The organism is Rheinheimera sp. NSM (assembly GCF_052380015.1).
Lineage (GTDB): Bacteria > Pseudomonadota > Gammaproteobacteria > Enterobacterales > Alteromonadaceae > Alishewanella.
Genome location: NZ_JBQTCI010000001.1, coordinates 564906 through 581777 on the forward strand (window position 1 = coordinate 564906; position 16872 = coordinate 581777).

Here is a 16872-nt window from a genome sequence, read left to right on the forward strand (position 1 = left end):
CGGAGGCAGCGGGTTGAACACCATTCAGAAGCGGTATTCCCAGGTTACAGCCAGGCTGCCGCGTTTAATGCGCAGTTCCGGTTGTGGCGACTTATCAAATAGCCGACCCTCAACGCTGAGCAAGCCTTTGAGCAACGGTTGGCGGTATTCCAGCCGCAGTTGCCAGTTTTTAATATCAGACGCGGCGGCAAGGAACTCACCCCGCAATAAACTCAGCGCCCAGCTATAACCATCAAAGGTTTGATAGCGGTAACCGGCAGACAGCACCTGTGCGTCGCTACCATAGCCACTGCCTGGTACGCGGCCATAGCGGCGGTAACCCTGCGGATAAATGTCACCTTCGTAGGCGCAGTTTCCGGCAGTGGCCTGCTCTTCACAGCGGATATAACTGTCTGACCATTCCAGATTCAGCGTATGCACTGCACTGGCACTGCCAAAAAAACTGCGCACGCCGTACAGTTGCAGCGGCTTGCTCAGCTTACTGCCACCGTTATCGTCAGCTAACTCAGTGTAAAAGCTGAAAGGCTGATTAAACAAGCTGGTGTGAAACGTCAGATCGATGGCAGCCAGGTTGTCGGCGTTGTCATCATCGTTTAACAGCAGCATATCGCCAAAGGCGCCTAAACCATTATCCAGGCTATCGCCACCCCATTGGCTAACACGGGATAAGCCCAGTTCCAGCTGCGGCAGTGGCCGCGCGCTGAAGCGGGCGCCAAAATGTTTAATTTGCCGTGGCGTACTGCTGTGTTCGCCCTGGCCAATAAAGGCTGTAAAGCTCCACGGGCCTAACCAGCTAAACAGCATGTTGTCGCTGGCCTGCCAACTGTGGCGGCCTAAACGTAGCGAGGGAATGGGCCGTGCGTTATTGCTAACCAGTAGCGAGGTTTGCTGGCCCGGGCCCCACCACAACGGTTGCTGGTCCAGCGCCAGTACCCAGTTGCCGGCAATAAAGGCCAGGTAGCTGCCGTCGTACGTCAATTCCTGTTCATTACTGCCATCTTCAAGCTTGCGATAATTCAGCTGTGTTTTAGCCGCCCAGTTATCGCCCAAATATTCTTTAAATACAGTCGCGCTTGCTTTGTCAAAATAGCTCTCGCCAAAGCTTTGATACAGCGACGGATCCGAGCTGGCTTTGAGCTTAATGCCGGCAATATAGCCCGCCTGGTTGGTATTCAGCGCGGCGCGGACATGCGCCAGGGCAAAGCGCAACTCTTCTGTTGGCTGTTCTGCTGCTACCGCCAAATCAACCGCGATATTTTTCCACATTAACGGGTAGGTATTTACCGGGCCGGTTAATACACCGGCGTGGGCCAGGGTTTGCAGCGACTGACGCAGGTAGTTATCTGTGGTATCTACCCAGGGCGCTGCTGTTGCGGGCAGTGCAAACAACAGTACAGTTAATAAAGAGGGTTTAAAGGTCATAGTTTTAATTTGGTTTTCAGCGCAACTTCAACATGAGCCGGCACAAAGCTGGAGACATCACCGCCGTGGCGGCATACTTCTTTGACTAAGGTGGAAGAGATAAAGGTATTTTTTTCCGACGGTGTCATAAAAATGCTGTCCAGCGCCGGGTTTAACTGGCGGTTCATACTGGCCAGTTGAAACTCATATTCAAAATCGGCGACTGCGCGCACACCACGAAGCAGCACCTGCGCGGATTGAGCTTCAGCAAATTTAGCCAGCAAACCGGAGAAGCCAATAACGCTGACATTGCTGATACCGGCAAAGGCTTGCTGCGCCAGAGCTACCCGTTCATCCAGACTAAACAGCGGTTGTTTACTCGGGTTTGCAGCAACGCCGACTATCACCTTATCGAACATGCGCGCAGCGCGCTGCACTAAGTCAGCATGGCCGTTGGTTAGCGGATCGAAGGTGCCGGGGTAAATTGCTTTAATTTTCATTGTATTGCGAGCTTTCCTTGGCAAGAGCAACGCCATGTCCGGCCTGCTACTGGAGTTTTTCATCAATTTGGCGTTACTATAGCAAATTAATTTCGCTAAGAATAAGCCTGTTTAGCAGATGGAAAAAAAGTTAAGAACCAAAGATAAAATTCTGCAAGCCAGCATTGAATTGTTTAATCAGGTGGGTGAGCGCCAGGTTACTACTAACCATATCGCTGCGCATCTGGGTATTAGTCCGGGTAATTTGTACTACCACTTTCGCAATAAAGAAGACATCGTACGGCAGATTTTTAAAGAGTACGCCAAATTACTGGAAACCCGCATTAAACCGCCGTCGGATAAGGCTGAAGCTTTGGATGCGCTGGCCTGCTATCTGGATGCAGTGTTTGAGTTAATGTGGCGTTTTCATTTCTTCTATGCCAATTTGCCCGACATTCTGGCGCGCGATCCGGCCTTGCAACAAGATTATCTGCAGGTGCAACACGGCGTATTAAGCCGGGTTATTGCGGTGCTCAAAGCGCTGAAGCAATCCGGCGTGATCCAGATCGATGATGAGGATATTACCGACCTTGCGCACAGTATCAAATTGTTAGTGACCTTCTGGATCAGCTACCTGAAAACCCAGGCACCGCATAAAGAGATCGATCAGGCCAGCGTGTATCAGGGCGTGTTAAAGGTGCTGCTGTTGTTTAAACCCTATGCCACTGAACAAGCGAAACCGCGGATTAGCCGGTTGCAGCAGCATTATGAGGCGCTGGCGCTTTAACGCCGGCCTTTGTAGGCTAAACTTTACAGCAGCAGGTCTGAACAGCGCTTAAGTTAACGTAAAAGCGCTGCAGCCTTGCGCTATAAGCTTTACAATGGCGCCGTTTTTCTGACCCTCACCCCGTAACAGGAGGCTTTATGCGCAATGGCGCTTTTCTGCAACATCTACAACAACAAATAGACGATGTAAAAGCAGAAGGTTTGTACAAGGCAGAGCGTATTATTACGTCACAGCAAAGTGCTGACGTTACCGTTGCTGGCCAACAAGTGCTGAACTTTTGTGCCAATAACTACTTAGGTTTGGCCAATCACCCGGATTTAATTGCCGCCGCGCAGCAGGGCTTGCAAAGCCATGGTTTTGGTGTAGCGTCTGTGCGTTTTATCTGCGGTACCCAGGATATTCATAAAACGCTGGAGCAAAATATCAGCGCATTTTTAGGCACTGAAGATACCATTTTGTACTCTTCCTGCTTCGATGCCAACGGCGGCTTGTTCGAAACGATCTTAGGCGCCGAAGATGCTGTCATTTCTGATGCGCTGAACCACGCTTCTATTATTGACGGTGTGCGTTTGTGTAAAGCTAAGCGTTACCGCTACGCCAATAACGATATGAGTGAGCTGGAAGCGCAATTAAAACAAGCTGATGCCGATGGCGCGCGTTTTAAGCTGATTGCCACCGACGGCGTATTCTCGATGGATGGCGTAATCGCCGACTTAAAAGCTGTGTGCGATCTGGCCGATAAATACGGCGCTATGGTGATGGTGGATGACAGCCACGCTGTGGGTTTTGTTGGCAAAAACGGCCGCGGCACCCATGAATATTGCGACGTAATGCACCGCGTTGACATTATTACCGGCACCCTGGGTAAGGCCCTGGGCGGCGCGTCCGGTGGCTATACCTCCGGTAAGAAAGAGGTGATTGAATGGCTGCGTCAGCGTTCACGGCCGTATTTGTTCTCTAATTCTTTAGCGCCGTCTATTGTTACCGCCTCTATTAAGGTGTTGGAGATGTTGGCCTCCGGCGATGCGCTGCGCGCTAAGCTGTGGGATAACGCGAATTACTTCCGCGAAAAAATGTCTGCCGCCGGTTTTACTCTGGCCGGTAAAGACCACGCCATTATTCCGGTAATGCTGGGCGATGCCAAAGTTGCCGCAGAAATGGCCAAACGCATGTTGGCCGAAGGCATTTACGTGGTGGGTTTCTCTTTCCCGGTAGTGCCAAAAGGCCAGGCGCGGATCCGCACACAAATTTCAGCAGCACATACAACAGAGCAACTGGATAAGGCAATTGATGCCTTTATCCGTATTGGTAAAGACATGGGCGTGATCGCATAAGGGCGGGGCGTGAAAATGAAAGCATTAGCAAAGTTAAAAGCAGAACCGGGCATTTGGCAAACCGAAGTTGATAAGCCGCAAGTAGGCCCGAATGATGTGTTAATCCGCATTAAAAAAACCGCCATTTGTGGCACCGACGTGCATATTTACAAATGGGACGAGTGGGCGCAAAACACTATTCCGCACGGTATGGTGGTGGGCCACGAATATGTGGGTGTAATAGAAGGCATGGGCTCGGAAGTGCGCGGTTTCAGCATTGGTGATCGTGTCTCCGGCGAAGGCCATATTACCTGTGGTCACTGCCGTAACTGCCGCGCCGGTCGGGTGCATTTATGCCGCAACACTATAGGGGTAGGGGTTAACCGTGCCGGCTCTTTTGCCGAGTATCTGGTTATTCCGGCCTACAACGCCTTTAAACTGGCGGATAATATTCCGGATAATATTGCCGCTATTTTCGACCCGTTCGGTAATGCCGTGCATACTGCCTTGTCGTTCGATTTAGTCGGAGAAGATGTACTGATCACCGGCGCCGGCCCCATTGGCATTATGGCCGCGGCAGTGGCACGCCACGTGGGTGCCCGTCATGTGGTAATTACCGACGTTAACCCATACCGGCTGGAACTGGCGCTGAAAATGGGCGCCACCCGCGCGGTGGATGTTAGTAAGCAAAACTTAAAAGACGTAATGAAAGAGTTGGGCATGACAGAAGGCTTTGATGTGGGCCTGGAAATGTCCGGTGTACCGGCGGCGTTTCGCGCCATGCTGGATACGATGAACCACGGTGGCAAAATTGCCATGCTGGGTATTCCGCCTTCTGATATGGCGGTGGACTGGAACAAAGTGATCTTTAAAGGCTTGGTAATTAAAGGCATTTATGGCCGTGAGATGTTTGAAACCTGGTACAAAATGGCCAGCTTAATTCAGTCCGGGCTGGATTTAACACCCATGGTAACGCATGAGCTGCCGATGGAGCGCTTTCAGGAAGGCTTCGACATTATGTGCTCCGGCCAGTCCGGCAAAGTGGTATTAAACTGGTCATAATCAGCCAGCATAGCAACAAGGCGAACTCCGGTTCGCCTTTTTTATTGTCTGCTTTTTATACAGCAACTTGGGCTGCGCGTTACAAAGTAAAGATTAAAACTAATTAAGCTATTGAATTTATTCAGCATTAACAATTGGATTACTTTATGCATTGGCTAACTTGCAAGCAATTGCATATTACATAATCAATAACAAAATTAAGAGGTAATCCATGTTGAAGTCCATCCTTATCGCTTTGTCTGTACTGTTGCTCAGCGCTGTCACCTTGTCGCAGCCGGCACAGGCTGGCCCCATACTGACGCAAGAATTTCTTGCAGAAGATGCCGGCGGTGAAATCATTAGCATTGGCGCCATCAGTTTTGATACTGACGACCTTGATGAATGGTTCCCCGGCACCGGCGACTTGCTAGCTTGGGAAAGTTTCACCCTGTTCGGTTTTGAAATAGATACCAGCTTATTCTTTGTCAGTGTTGGCTTTAACCCAGAAGACCTTTATGCCGGTCTCGAATTCATCAGCTTTGATGTTACCGATGTTGGCATGACCATGGCGTTTCAGGGCTTTTTCGATCTGAATGACCAGAGCCTTCCGCCGCAGTTTACCATGTTTAATTTTATCAGCGGTGAGTTAACTGTGTCAGATATCTTTAGCCCGGGCCAGGTCTCGGTAGTGTCCGCTCCGGCGACTATATGGCTGCTGTTTGCTTCAGCAGGAGGCTTATTGTTACGTCAGCGCCGTCAAAATATGGTTTAGCTGGCATTGTCAGCTTTTTTTGCAAGGTGCCGGCTCGCCTACACGCCAACCTTCGGCACAGCATTGAGCTAATGCTGTGATATGGGGCGATAACCGTGCTTTTGCTGAATAACTGGCTGTCTGAATTTTATACAGTTGTTGGCGCTATGTTTGCCGCAGTAATACCAATATTGCGGTGAGATAAAACAATAAACGGAGATACAAAATGCCACGTAACAATTTTATGTCCGCAACGGCCTGTGCCGTTACGCTGGCTATCGCCGGGATTCACACCGGTGTGATGGCGAATAATTATCAGATAGAGATTGACCGCACCGCGCTGCAACAAGCCGGTGAAGATACCGAAGCTGTACCTTATATCGTACAGGTTAAGGGTAAAAGTGGTGTAGAAAAAGCTGAAGAGCTGGGCGAATTATTACCGGCAGCGCAATCTGTCACCGTTGGCCTGAACCGCTACAATGCGGCTTCAGCGCGCATGCTCAGCTACACCAATGGTTTAAAGCATTTCCATCAACAATTGGCTGCGCAAAATGGCGGCGGCAAGCTGCTCTACTCTTACACCCATACCTTCAACGGCTTTTCGGCGAAAATGACCGCAGCTCAGGCTGAAACGCTGCGTAACCATCCGAATGTAGCCGGAGTGTGGCGCGATGAAGCACAGCAACTGACGACGTCAAATACGCCGGCCTTTCTTGGCTTGACCACAGGACCGGACGGCTTGCATGTGCAGGGTGTTAAAGGAGAGGGGGTGGTAATAGGGGTAGTGGACAGCGGCATTTGGCCGGAACACCCCAGCTTTGCTGATGATGGCTCTTACGCGCCTTTAGCCGGTTGGGCCGGTGCTTGCGATACTGGCGAAGACGCCGATTTTAGTTGTAACAACAAACTGATCGGTGCGCGTTATTATAAAGAGTCGTTTGAAAGCGTGTATCAGTTACAACCCGGCGAGTTTGTCTCACCAAGGGATGCCGATAACCATGGTACTCATGTCGCCTCAACTGCCGGTGGTAATGAAGGTGTTACTGCTGTGTTGAACGGCACTGACGTGGCAACCGTGTCCGGCATAGCGCCACGCGCCCGCATTGCGATGTATAAAGCCTGCTGGAACAGCAGTTACACCAACCCGCAGGGCCAACCGGAACGTGGCTGTTTCGGCGGTGATACTATGGCAGCGATTGATCAGGCTGTAGCAGATGGTGTTGACGTAATTAACTATTCTATCAGCGGCAGCTTGACCAACATCACTACGCCGCAAGCCGCAGCAAAACTGCGTGCCGCTCAGGCCGGAGTTTTTGTCGCAGTGTCAGCCGGCAACAATGGACCAGCAGCAAGTACCATAGGTACGCCTGCACCCTGGGTAACAACAGTAGCTGCTTCGACCTACAGCGGAACCAGTGTCTCTAACGGCATTGAAGTTATCGCCGGTCCACTGCAAGGCTTATATCAAGCGATAGAAGCCGTCACGTCGACACCGCTGAGTGAAACCGGCGATGTTACCGCAGATGTAGCTGTGGCATCTCCGCTTGAAGCCTGTGAGCCGTTAGATAATGCGGCTGAACTGGCCGGTAAGTTTGCCCTGATGCAACGTGGCACTTGCAGCTTTGATATTAAGCTGGCCAATGCGCAAGCAGCCGGTGTTGCGGGGGTTATTATGTACAATAACTCCGCGGCAGCCCCTATTGCTATGGGCGGCACCGGCAGTTTTGCTTTTCCTGCTGTAATGACAACTTTAGCCGCCGGCAGTGCTTTGAATGCTGAAGTAAGCGGCGGCGGTGTGGTTACGGTAAAAATGAGCCCATCGGTGTTTGTTGACGATGTAGTGGAAGTGGGGAACCTGATGGCTGGTTTCTCCTCGCGTGGCCCTAACCTGAATACCTTTGATATTATTAAACCGGACATTACGGCGCCAGGGGTGAAAATCCTCGCCGGGGCTTCTGCGCAAACGCTGTTTGGTGCTCCGGGTATCAGCTTTACGTACCTGCAGGGCACATCAATGTCGAGCCCGCATATTGCCGGTATTGCAGCACTGGTGAAAGAGGTGAACCCTGGTTGGTCTGCGGCAATGATTAAATCCGCCATTATGACCACCGCGCGGCAAAATCTGACCAAAGAAAACGGTTTAACTGCTGCAGATCCGTTTGATTTTGGCGCCGGTCATGCGGTACCCAATAGTGCGGTCAATCCTGGTTTAACTTACCCGATTTCCAACTTAGAGTATTTCGCCTTCCTCTGTGGTGTCGGTGAAGCGGCCTTTGTGCAAACCGCCAGTGGTTTTTCCTGTGCTGCCTTTGTTAATGCAGGCTACAACACTGATGCCAGCCAGTTAAACCTGCCGTCTATGGCGATTGCAGAGCTGTCGGAGCAGGAAACGCTGCAACGTCGGGTAATGAATGTCAGTGGTTCTGCTTCAGTCTATACCGCCAGCATCGAAGCGCCTGCCGGCGTCAGTGTATCTGTGGTTACCAATGATGGCGGCAATACCTTGTCGGTACCGGCAAATGCAACTGTGCCTTACAGCCTGATTTTTACCCCAACCCAGGGGGCGATGATGGATCAGTGGGTATTTGGTGCCATTACCTGGTCTGATGGTGTCCACAGTGTGCGTAGTCCTATTGCTGTAAAAGTGGTGCCGCCGAAGTTAATTGTGGCGCCGGCAGAGGTTAATGGGTCGGTTGCCGCCAGAGGTGGCCGTGTCAGCTTCCCGGTAATGATGAACTACAGCGGTATGACCAGCACCACTATGCTGGGGCTTACAGCGCCCTTTGGTTCATCCGGTGTGGTAGCGCAAGACGCTGACAGCACTTTTGCCTTTAACGAGCCAGGCTTGGGCTTCCATACCTTCCTGGTACCGGAAGGCACAAGGCTGGTACGTTTCAGCTTGTATGAAGAGTTAACCGATGTAGCGGGCGCTGATCTGGATATGTTTGTCTATCGCTGTATAGGTTTCTCGTGCACTGCTGTAGGTAGCTCTGCCAATGAAGGTGGCTATGAAGAGGTAAGCTTAAGCGACCCGGCACCGGCGGCCAATGGTGCAGCCGGTGATTTCTACCTGGTGTTCGTGCATGGCTATTCGCTGCTGGGTGCAGAGCAAACGGCATACACTATGCCGGTTTGGGTAGTAAACGCGAACGAGGGTAACAGCCGTATAGCTGCCGGTATGCGGGCAATAGCCGGCCGGCCAAACAATGTTACCTTGATTACTACCGGCCTGACCGCCAGCCCGTTTCCGTATCTCGGTGTGATGTCATTTAAAGACGCCGACGGTAATGAACAGGCCACCAGCTTGCTGGAAATCATTGCTAACTAACCATCAGTGGTAAAGCAAAAGCCCGGTGTTTATGCCGGGCTTTTTTTCAGTAAAAACAGTGGTCTTTACCCTTGAATAAGCTGACCTATACTGAATAGGTTACTGACAACGCCGGATAGGCAGGAATGTAGTTGTGTGCAAAGCCAAATGCCCTAAAGGCAGGTTGATACGAAAACATACTAAGCTGTTCAGTGCAGTAGCGCTGATAAATGTAACCGGCAGCGCTTTGGCGTCTGTTGGTAATTCAGCTGCACAATTTTCCGGTTATACGCCGGTCGTTATGGCGTTGATATTGTTACTTTTTGTCGTAATGGTATTGCTGATTTTTGTGGTATGGCGGTTTCGTAGCATGGCGGTGGCTTTACGTGCAGAAATTGCCCGCCACGCTGACACTGAGCAACAGCTGGTGCTGCGCAATCAGGAGCTGCTGCAGTTAGCCAGCACTGACTTGCTTACCGGGTTGGCTAACCGGCGTGCCATTATGCAGCAAGCGATGATGGAGATCCGTCGTGCTAACCGTTACCAAAAAGATTTGGCGGTACTGATGTTGGATATTGATCACTTTAAGCAGATAAATGACCAGTACGGCCATGCCGCCGGCGATAAAGTATTGGCCGAATTTGCCGATGTATGCCGGCAAAGTATCCGTGATACCGATTTAGCCGGGCGTTACGGTGGCGAAGAATTCTTTATCTTACTGCCGGAGATTGATTTAAAAACGGCTATTCTGTCTGCAGAACGTATTCGTATGACAGTGGCCGAACATGCGTTTACCTTGCGTGATAGTACTGTACTGAATATTACCTGTAGCCTGGGCATTGCCATGTATCTGCCGGATCGCGATGACCTGGACAAATTGCTGCTACGTGCCGACCAAGCTTTGTATCAGGCCAAACATCAGGGTCGTAACCGCTGTTGTGTGCAGCAGTAAGCTAAATTTGCTAAGTAGAGAAATAATTCTTCACTGTCATATTAATGCAATAAAAATGCAGCAAACTGGTCAGGTACATACTTCGGATAACCGGGAACCTGATATGAAACTGAATACTTTTTCCAGCCTGTTAGTGGCGGCAACTGTCGCTTTAACCGCATCAGCAACAGCACAGGCACAAAGCCGTGACACTATCCAAATTGCCGGTTCTTCTACCGTGCTGCCGTTTTCTTCTGTAGTAGCAGAGGAGTTTGGTAATAATTTTGCTCAGTTCCGTACCCCGGTAGTGGGCTCAGGCGGCTCGTCAGGCGGTCTGCGTCAGTTTTGCCAGGGCGTAGGTGCTAACACTATTGATGTAGCCAATTCGTCGCGTAAAATCCGCCCGAATGAAGTAGAAGCCTGTAAAGCCAACGGCGTGAAAGAAATTATCGAAGTAAAAATCGGCTACGACGGCATTGTGTTCGCTTCACGCGTAGATGCAGCAATATTTCAACTGGAACCGGTACATGTGTTTCTGGCCCAGGCTGCACAAGTACCACAGAATGGTAAAATGGTTGCCAACCCTTACAGTCGTTGGAATCAGATAGATAAAGCTTTACCGGACCAGGAAATTTTGCTGGCAATTCCGGGCTCTAATCACGGTACCCGCGAAGTTTATGAAGAAAAAGTGGTAGTGCCGGGTTGCCAGACACTGGCTGACGTAAAAGCTATGGACAAAGAGGCTACACATAAATTCTGTACTGCTATGCGTACCGATGGCAGGGTAGTGGAAATTGCCGGTGATTACACTGAAACGTTGGCACGGTTACAGGCACAAAAAGATGCCCTCGGCGTATTTGGTTTAAGCTTTTATGAAGCTAATCGTGACCGTATTAAAGTGGCGACCGTATCAGGTGTAGAACCAAACCTGGATACTATTATCTCCGGCGAGTATCCGGTATCACGTCCGCTGTATATCTATATTAAAGGCGCACATATCGGTGTTATCCCGGGCTTGCAGGAATATGCGCAGTTCCACGTCAGTGAAGGCATGTCTGGCTTTGGCAGCGTGCTGGAAAGTGCCGGTTTAATTCCGCTGGCTGACGATGAGCGTGCGGCAATTGTACAAAACATCCGGCAGAAAAAGTCGCTATAATCTGTCTGTTGTTTATAAAGAGAACCTGTAGCGGGTTCTCTTTTTTGCATTCTTACTGTCATAAAAATGAAATATAAGCCGCTTACACTGCGCATCTTAGTAGTATTACGTGTAAGCCGTTTACGGAGCGACCATGAGTAACCTTTCGTTAATTGTCGTGCTGCTGATCCTGATGGCATTGGGCTACCAACTTGGTATGACCCGCAGCCGCAAAGTAGCAACAGTTAACCCCGATTTGCGCATGCATTCCAGGCCACATCATTACGGTATGATGGTTGGTTTATGGGCTGTACTGCCGGCGTTTCTTATCCTGCTGCTGTGGCTATGGCTGGCACCGGCGGTCATTAATTCTATGATGTTGGCACAATTGCCGGCCGACATCGCTGCTTTGGCCGCTGACGAGTTGCGTGTGGTGTCGCAGCGTATCAATAACTTAGCCGGTAACTTTGGTGTGGTAGCCGATGCTGCTGACTGGGAATTGGCAGCGGCAGAGCATTTGCGTCAGCTGAGAGCCAATAGTGCCCTGGTGCTGACTGCGTTAATGGCGGTAATAGCTGCAGTGGGTATGCTGTATAGCTTGCTGCGCATCACGCCGCGTTTAAAGGCGCGGCATCAGGTAGAGCGTGTCGTTAAAGCTTTGCTGGTACTGTGTTCTACCGTGGCTATTCTGACCACCATCGGCATAGTACTGTCGATGCTCGGTGAGACCATGAAATTCTTCAGTTATATTCCGCCGACTGAGTTTTTCTTTGGTACCACCTGGAACCCACGTTTCTCAACGGTAGGTGTCGGTGAGCAAGGTAGTTTTGGTTTAGTACCTTTGCTGGCCGGTACGACAATGATCGCCGGTATCGCCATGCTGGTGGCTATTCCGCTGGGTTTAATGGTGGCTATTTATCTGGCTGAATACGCGCCGTTAAAGCTGCGCAATACCGCCAAACCGGTTATCGAAGTGTTGGCCGGTATTCCTACCATAGTGTACGGTTTTTTTGCGCTGGTCACGGTAGGGCCCTTTTTACGCGATCTGGGCGCCGCAGTAGGGCTGGATATTAATGCTACCTCAGCGTTAACTGCCGGTGTGGTTATGGGCATTATGATTATTCCGTTTATCTCATCTTTGTCGGATGACATTATCACCCAGGTGCCGAAATCTATGCGCGATGGCTCGTTGGGGCTGGGCGCGACCAAATCTGAGACCATTTTAAAAGTGGTGCTGCCGGCGGCGTTGCCGGGTATTGTCGGTGCGGTGTTGCTGGCGGCCAGCCGTGCTATCGGTGAAACCATGATAGTAGTACTGGCGGCGGGTAACAGCCCGACGCTGACTGCTAATCCGTTTGAAGCGGTATCTACTGTAACGGTAACCATAGTTAATCAGTTAACCGGCGACAACGATTTTTCCAGTCCGCAATCACTGGTGGCCTTCGCATTGGGCTTAACCCTGTTCGTTATTACCCTGCTGTTGAACGTGATGGCGCTGGTGATAGTGCGTAAATACCGTGAGCAATACGAGTAAGTTATGACCATTATTGCAGAAAACCCGATTAAAGCTGTTGCAGCACCCAGCCAGGTGCAGCAAAAGGTGATAGCGTCGCTGACAAGGCGGCACCGCAAAGAAAATCTATTCCGCCGTTTGGGGCTTACCGCGGTACTGATCAGCCTTGGGCTGGTTGCGGTGTTGTTTATCAACATTCTTTCCAAAGGATTACCGGCATTCTGGCAGTCGGCAATTACGCTGGATATCTACTTCGATCCGCAGATCATCAAGATCCCGGCCATGCCACAGCAGCGTGATGATGAGTCCGATAACGATTTTCGTCAGCGGCATATTGAATGGCAAACCGAAATTGGCTTCGTTAACTTTAACCGGCTGATCACCGACAGCCTGCAAAAAGTGCTGCCGGATGCAAATAAGCACCGGCGCGACCTGGCGCGGGTGGTGACCTCAGGTGAGCGTTTTGCGCTGCGCGATATGGTGGTAACAGATCCGTCAATTATCGGCCAAACCCGTACACTGCACCTGTTAACTGATGCCAATATCGATGTTTGGTTAAAAGGTAATATTGATCGCAGCCTGCCGGACGGGCAGCAGCAGCTAAGCCCGAAAATGCGTGAATGGGTAGATAAGCTGTCCGCCGAAGGTGTTATTCAAAACCGCTTCAGCCTGGCGTTGTTTATGAACCCTGACTCGCGCAGCTCACTGGCTTCTGCCGGTTTAGCCGGCGCTTTTATGGGCTCGTTCTACATGATGCTGGTGGTGATTTTGCTGGCGGTGCCAATGGGGGTGGCCGCTGCCATTTACCTGGAAGAATTTGCGCCGCGTAACAAACTCACAGACCTGGTCGAAGTTAATATCAATAACCTGGCCGCAGTGCCATCAATAGTGTTTGGTTTGCTTGGCGCCTCAGTCCTGATTGGCTGGTTTAACCTGCCGATGTCAGCGCCGATTGTCGGTGGTCTGGTGTTATCACTGATGACGTTACCCACTGTGATTATTGCTACCCGCTCTACATTAAAGGCAATACCGCCGTCTATCCGTCAGGCGGCACTGGGGCTGGGTGCATCAAAGATGCAGGCCATTTTCCATCATGTGTTACCGCTGGCCATTCCCGGTATTCTTACCGGTGCTATTCTTGGCGTAGCCCAGGCACTGGGTGAAACGGCACCGCTGCTGTTAATCGGTATGAAGTCCTTTGTCGCGTCCATTCCGGCTTCACCGTTTGAACAAGCCAGTGCCTTGCCGGTGCAAATTTACCTGTGGCAGGGCAACGAGCTGCGCAACTTCTTTGAAGCCCGCACCTCGGCGGCCATTATTGTGTTGCTGCTGATGATGATTAGCTTAAACGGCCTGGCCATTTGGTTGCGGAAAAAATATGAGAAGCGCTGGTAAGCCAAGTTGTTAATTAAACCGCGCTCAACAGATTTAATTTTAAGGTAACGGATAAACAGATGAGTAATTCAGCTCCGGTAAAGATCAGTGCTACAGATGTAAAGGTGTTTTACGGCGATAATCAGGCGCTGCATGGCATCAGCATGGATGTGTATCAGAATGAGGTGATCTCCTTTATCGGCCCGTCCGGGTGCGGTAAATCGACCTTTTTACGCTGCATGAACCGGATGAACGATACCATAGAGCATTGCCGTGTTACCGGCAGTATTTTGCTCGATGGCCGTGATATCCATGAGCCGGCATTGGACGTGGTGCAGCTGCGGGCACAGGTGGGCATGGTGTTCCAAAAACCTAACCCGTTCCCGAAATCTATTTACGAGAACATCTCTTACGGGCCGAAGTTGCATGGCCTGGCAGAGCGCAAAGCCGATCTGGATGACATTGTGGAGTCCAGCCTGCGTCGCGCCGGTTTGTGGAATGAGGTAAAAGACCGGCTGGACCAGCCGGGCACCGGCTTATCCGGTGGTCAGCAGCAGCGTTTGTGTATTGCGCGCAGCATTGCAGTAAGCCCGGAAGTTATTCTGATGGATGAGCCTTGCTCGGCACTGGATCCCATTGCTACCTCTATTATTGAAGAGCTGATTGACGAGCTGAAGCAAAACTTCACCATCGTTATTGTCACGCACAATATGCAGCAAGCTGCCAGGGTGTCAGATCGTACTGCCTTTTTTCATTTGGGTAACCTTATCGAGATCGGCAATACCAATGATGTGTTTACTAACCCGCAGCAAAAGCGCACCGAAGACTATATTACCGGCCGCTATGGTTAAGTGTTGTTAAGCGGCGATAGGATAGTGGCGAAGACTAATTCAGGAGAACGGCATTATGCCAAATAGCAAAATCGGCGGCCATTATTCACAGGCCTATGATGAAGAATTACAGCAGGCGGTAGCGCGTTTAATGCAGATGGCAGAGCTGGCGCAGCAGCAGCTGATCGATGCGTTAACGGCTTTTACCACTGCAGATATGAAGCTGGCGCAACAGGTAAAAGACTTTGACCGGCGCGTGAATAATTTCGAAGTAGATATTGACGAACATTGCCTGGATATACTGGCACGGCGTCAGCCGGCCGCCAGTGATTTACGTCTGGTGTTGGCTGTGCTGAAAAGTATTAACGACGTTGAGCGCATTGGTGATTTAGCCAAACGTATTGCCAAAGCCTTGTTAAAAGAAGAGCCGGACAGCCGGCCGGGCACATCGCAGCTGGACGCCCTGGCACAAATGGGACAGAAAGTACTGCAGATGTTGCAGCGTGCACTGGCGGCCTTTGAGCAGATGGATGCAGAAGCAGCGTTGGCGGTATTACGCGAAGATAAAGCCATTGATGATGATTACGCCCGTATTTTACAACACAGCCTCAACAGCATGATGCATGATGCCCAGCAAATCAGTGTCAGTATGCAGATTTCACAAGTTGCCAAAGCATTAGAGCGGGTAGGCGATCACGGGCGCAATATTTGCGAACATGCTATTTTCCTCAGCTTAGGCCGTAATGTTTCCCACCTTAGCGATGAAGAATTACAGCAGGTCGTCGATAAAAAACGCAGTTAAGCAGTATATTTTGCAAAAAAAGGGGCTTTAGCCCCTTTTTTTATGCCAGATCACGGCAGACTACCGGCTATGCTGCTAATTTAATACATACTTTTCTTCAGAAAGTTTAATTTGGCTGCAGTCATAAAAACATCATTTAAAAGTCATAAATATGCCATTTTGTCATTTAACTGTCATGAAGTGGCCATATTATGACGCCGTCATCAACAGCTGGCCGCTGACGATAGTAGCGATGAGCCGGTAATAACTCAGGTGCAGAGTATGAAAAAAACTTCAGTAGTATTAGTCATGGCAATAGCAGGCGTAGCAACAGTGCAGGCTGAACCGATAACAATATATGGCCAGCTGAATGTATCAGCGCAGTCTGCAGATGAAGGCGAAGGCCGGTTCTCTGAGTTAAAAAGTAACAGTTCCCGCTTTGGCTTAAAAGGTGACTATGCGCTGGAAGACGGCCTGACGCTGGTGTATCAGCTGGAGTGGGGCGTGAATGTATCCGACAGCAGCAGTAGCAATGTTACCGCGCGCAATCAGTATATTGGTTTGGCCGGCAATTTCGGTGAGGTTCGCCTGGGTCGGCATGATACGGCAGCGAAGATGTCGCAGGGCAAGATTGATCAATTTAATGATTTTGAAGCCGACGTCGGCGGCTTGTGGGAAGCAGAAGTACGGGCGAATAACTCTATCAGTTATTTCACGCCCTCTTATAACGGTTTCGGCGCGCAGCTGACCTATATTTTGGAAGATTCTGCCGATGCTGAAGACGCTATCTCCGCTGCATTGTTTTATGGTGATGATAACCTTAAAGACAGTAATATTTTTGTCTCGGTTGCTTTTGACTCTGAAGTTAATGGTTATGACACTGTGCGCCTGAGCGGCCAAACCAAAGTGGCCGGGGTTAAGCTGGGCGCTATGTTGCAGCGTCAGGAAGATATCGTGACCGGTTTGGAGCAGGATGGCTGGTTAGCCAGTGCGGCATACCCGCTGGGCAAAACCGAGCTGAAAGCCCAGTATCAAACGTTGGAAGATGACAAAGCGATAAGCGTTGGTGTTGATTATAAAGCTGGGAAGAATACGACGTTGTTTGCCTGGTACAGCAGTTTTAATTTAGATACGCCAACGCCGGATCGTGACTATCTGGCGTTGGGTATTAAACATAAGTTTTAATCTGCTGCGCAATAAAAAACGCCGGCTGACAGCCGGCGTTTTGC

The 16872-nt window shown here is 50.4% G+C and carries 14 protein-coding genes; 12 read left to right on the plus strand and 2 right to left on the minus strand.

All coding sequences use genetic code 11. The annotated features are described in order from the left end of the window. Positions 1-24: 24 nt before the first annotated feature. On the minus strand, positions 25-1422 hold the full coding sequence (locus ACTZWV_RS02490) for a capsule assembly Wzi family protein (protein ID WP_444785022.1): 1398 nt from the start codon (positions 1420-1422) through the stop codon (positions 25-27). Beyond that, positions 1419-1901 carry a pantetheine-phosphate adenylyltransferase gene (gene coaD, locus ACTZWV_RS02495; protein WP_444785023.1) on the minus strand — a complete coding sequence of 161 codons (483 nt, stop codon included), beginning with the start codon at positions 1899-1901 and terminating at the stop codon, positions 1419-1421. Before coaD ends, ACTZWV_RS02490 begins: the two co-directional genes overlap by 4 nt. 118 nt (positions 1902-2019) lie before the next feature. Between coaD and ACTZWV_RS02500 the strand changes: the two genes are divergently transcribed. The 12 genes from ACTZWV_RS02500 to ACTZWV_RS02555 all read left to right on the plus strand — a co-directional run bounded on the left by ACTZWV_RS02500 (position 2020) and on the right by ACTZWV_RS02555 (position 16828). Further along, positions 2020-2667 carry a TetR/AcrR family transcriptional regulator gene (locus ACTZWV_RS02500; RefSeq protein WP_444785024.1) on the plus strand — a complete coding sequence of 216 codons (648 nt, stop codon included), beginning with the start codon at positions 2020-2022 and terminating at the stop codon, positions 2665-2667. A gap of 137 nt (positions 2668-2804) precedes the next feature. Next, entirely contained in the window at positions 2805-4001 is a 1197-nt protein-coding gene (locus tag ACTZWV_RS02505; RefSeq protein ID WP_444785025.1) for a glycine C-acetyltransferase, read from the plus strand. A gap of 15 nt (positions 4002-4016) precedes the next feature. After that, the gene (gene tdh, locus ACTZWV_RS02510; protein WP_305552201.1) at positions 4017-5042 is read left to right on the plus strand and encodes an L-threonine 3-dehydrogenase; all 1026 of its coding nucleotides are present in this window, start codon (positions 4017-4019) and stop codon (positions 5040-5042) included. A 211-nt stretch (positions 5043-5253) separates the two neighbouring features. Then, complete coding sequence (locus ACTZWV_RS02515) at positions 5254-5793, plus strand: PEP-CTERM sorting domain-containing protein (protein ID WP_444785026.1); 540 nt, start codon at positions 5254-5256, stop codon at positions 5791-5793. A 205-nt stretch (positions 5794-5998) separates the two neighbouring features. Then, positions 5999-9100, plus strand: a complete 3102-nt coding sequence (locus tag ACTZWV_RS02520) for a S8 family serine peptidase (protein ID WP_444785027.1) — start codon at positions 5999-6001, stop codon at positions 9098-9100. Positions 9101-9233: 133 nt separating this feature from the next. After that, positions 9234-10031, plus strand: a complete 798-nt coding sequence (locus ACTZWV_RS02525) for a GGDEF domain-containing protein (RefSeq protein WP_444785028.1) — start codon at positions 9234-9236, stop codon at positions 10029-10031. 103 nt (positions 10032-10134) lie between these two features. Next, positions 10135-11166: a substrate-binding domain-containing protein gene (locus tag ACTZWV_RS02530; RefSeq protein ID WP_444785029.1), complete on the plus strand. Its 1032-nt coding sequence runs from the start codon at positions 10135-10137 to the stop codon at positions 11164-11166. Between the two features lie 133 nt (positions 11167-11299). Next, positions 11300-12679, plus strand: coding sequence for a phosphate ABC transporter permease subunit PstC (gene pstC / locus ACTZWV_RS02535; RefSeq protein WP_444785030.1), 1380 nt, complete (start codon positions 11300-11302; stop codon positions 12677-12679). Between the two features lie 3 nt (positions 12680-12682). Beyond that, complete coding sequence (gene pstA, locus ACTZWV_RS02540; RefSeq protein WP_444785031.1) at positions 12683-14053, plus strand: phosphate ABC transporter permease PstA; 1371 nt, start codon at positions 12683-12685, stop codon at positions 14051-14053. 59 nt (positions 14054-14112) lie between these two features. Then, positions 14113-14883 carry a phosphate ABC transporter ATP-binding protein PstB gene (gene pstB / locus ACTZWV_RS02545; RefSeq protein WP_305552208.1) on the plus strand — a complete coding sequence of 257 codons (771 nt, stop codon included), beginning with the start codon at positions 14113-14115 and terminating at the stop codon, positions 14881-14883. A 55-nt stretch (positions 14884-14938) separates the two neighbouring features. Beyond that, the gene (gene phoU, locus ACTZWV_RS02550; RefSeq protein WP_444785032.1) at positions 14939-15664 is read left to right on the plus strand and encodes a phosphate signaling complex protein PhoU; all 726 of its coding nucleotides are present in this window, start codon (positions 14939-14941) and stop codon (positions 15662-15664) included. Positions 15665-15925: 261 nt separating this feature from the next. Next, complete coding sequence (locus tag ACTZWV_RS02555) at positions 15926-16828, plus strand: porin (protein WP_444785033.1); 903 nt, start codon at positions 15926-15928, stop codon at positions 16826-16828. The last annotated feature ends 44 nt before the right edge of the window (positions 16829-16872 follow it).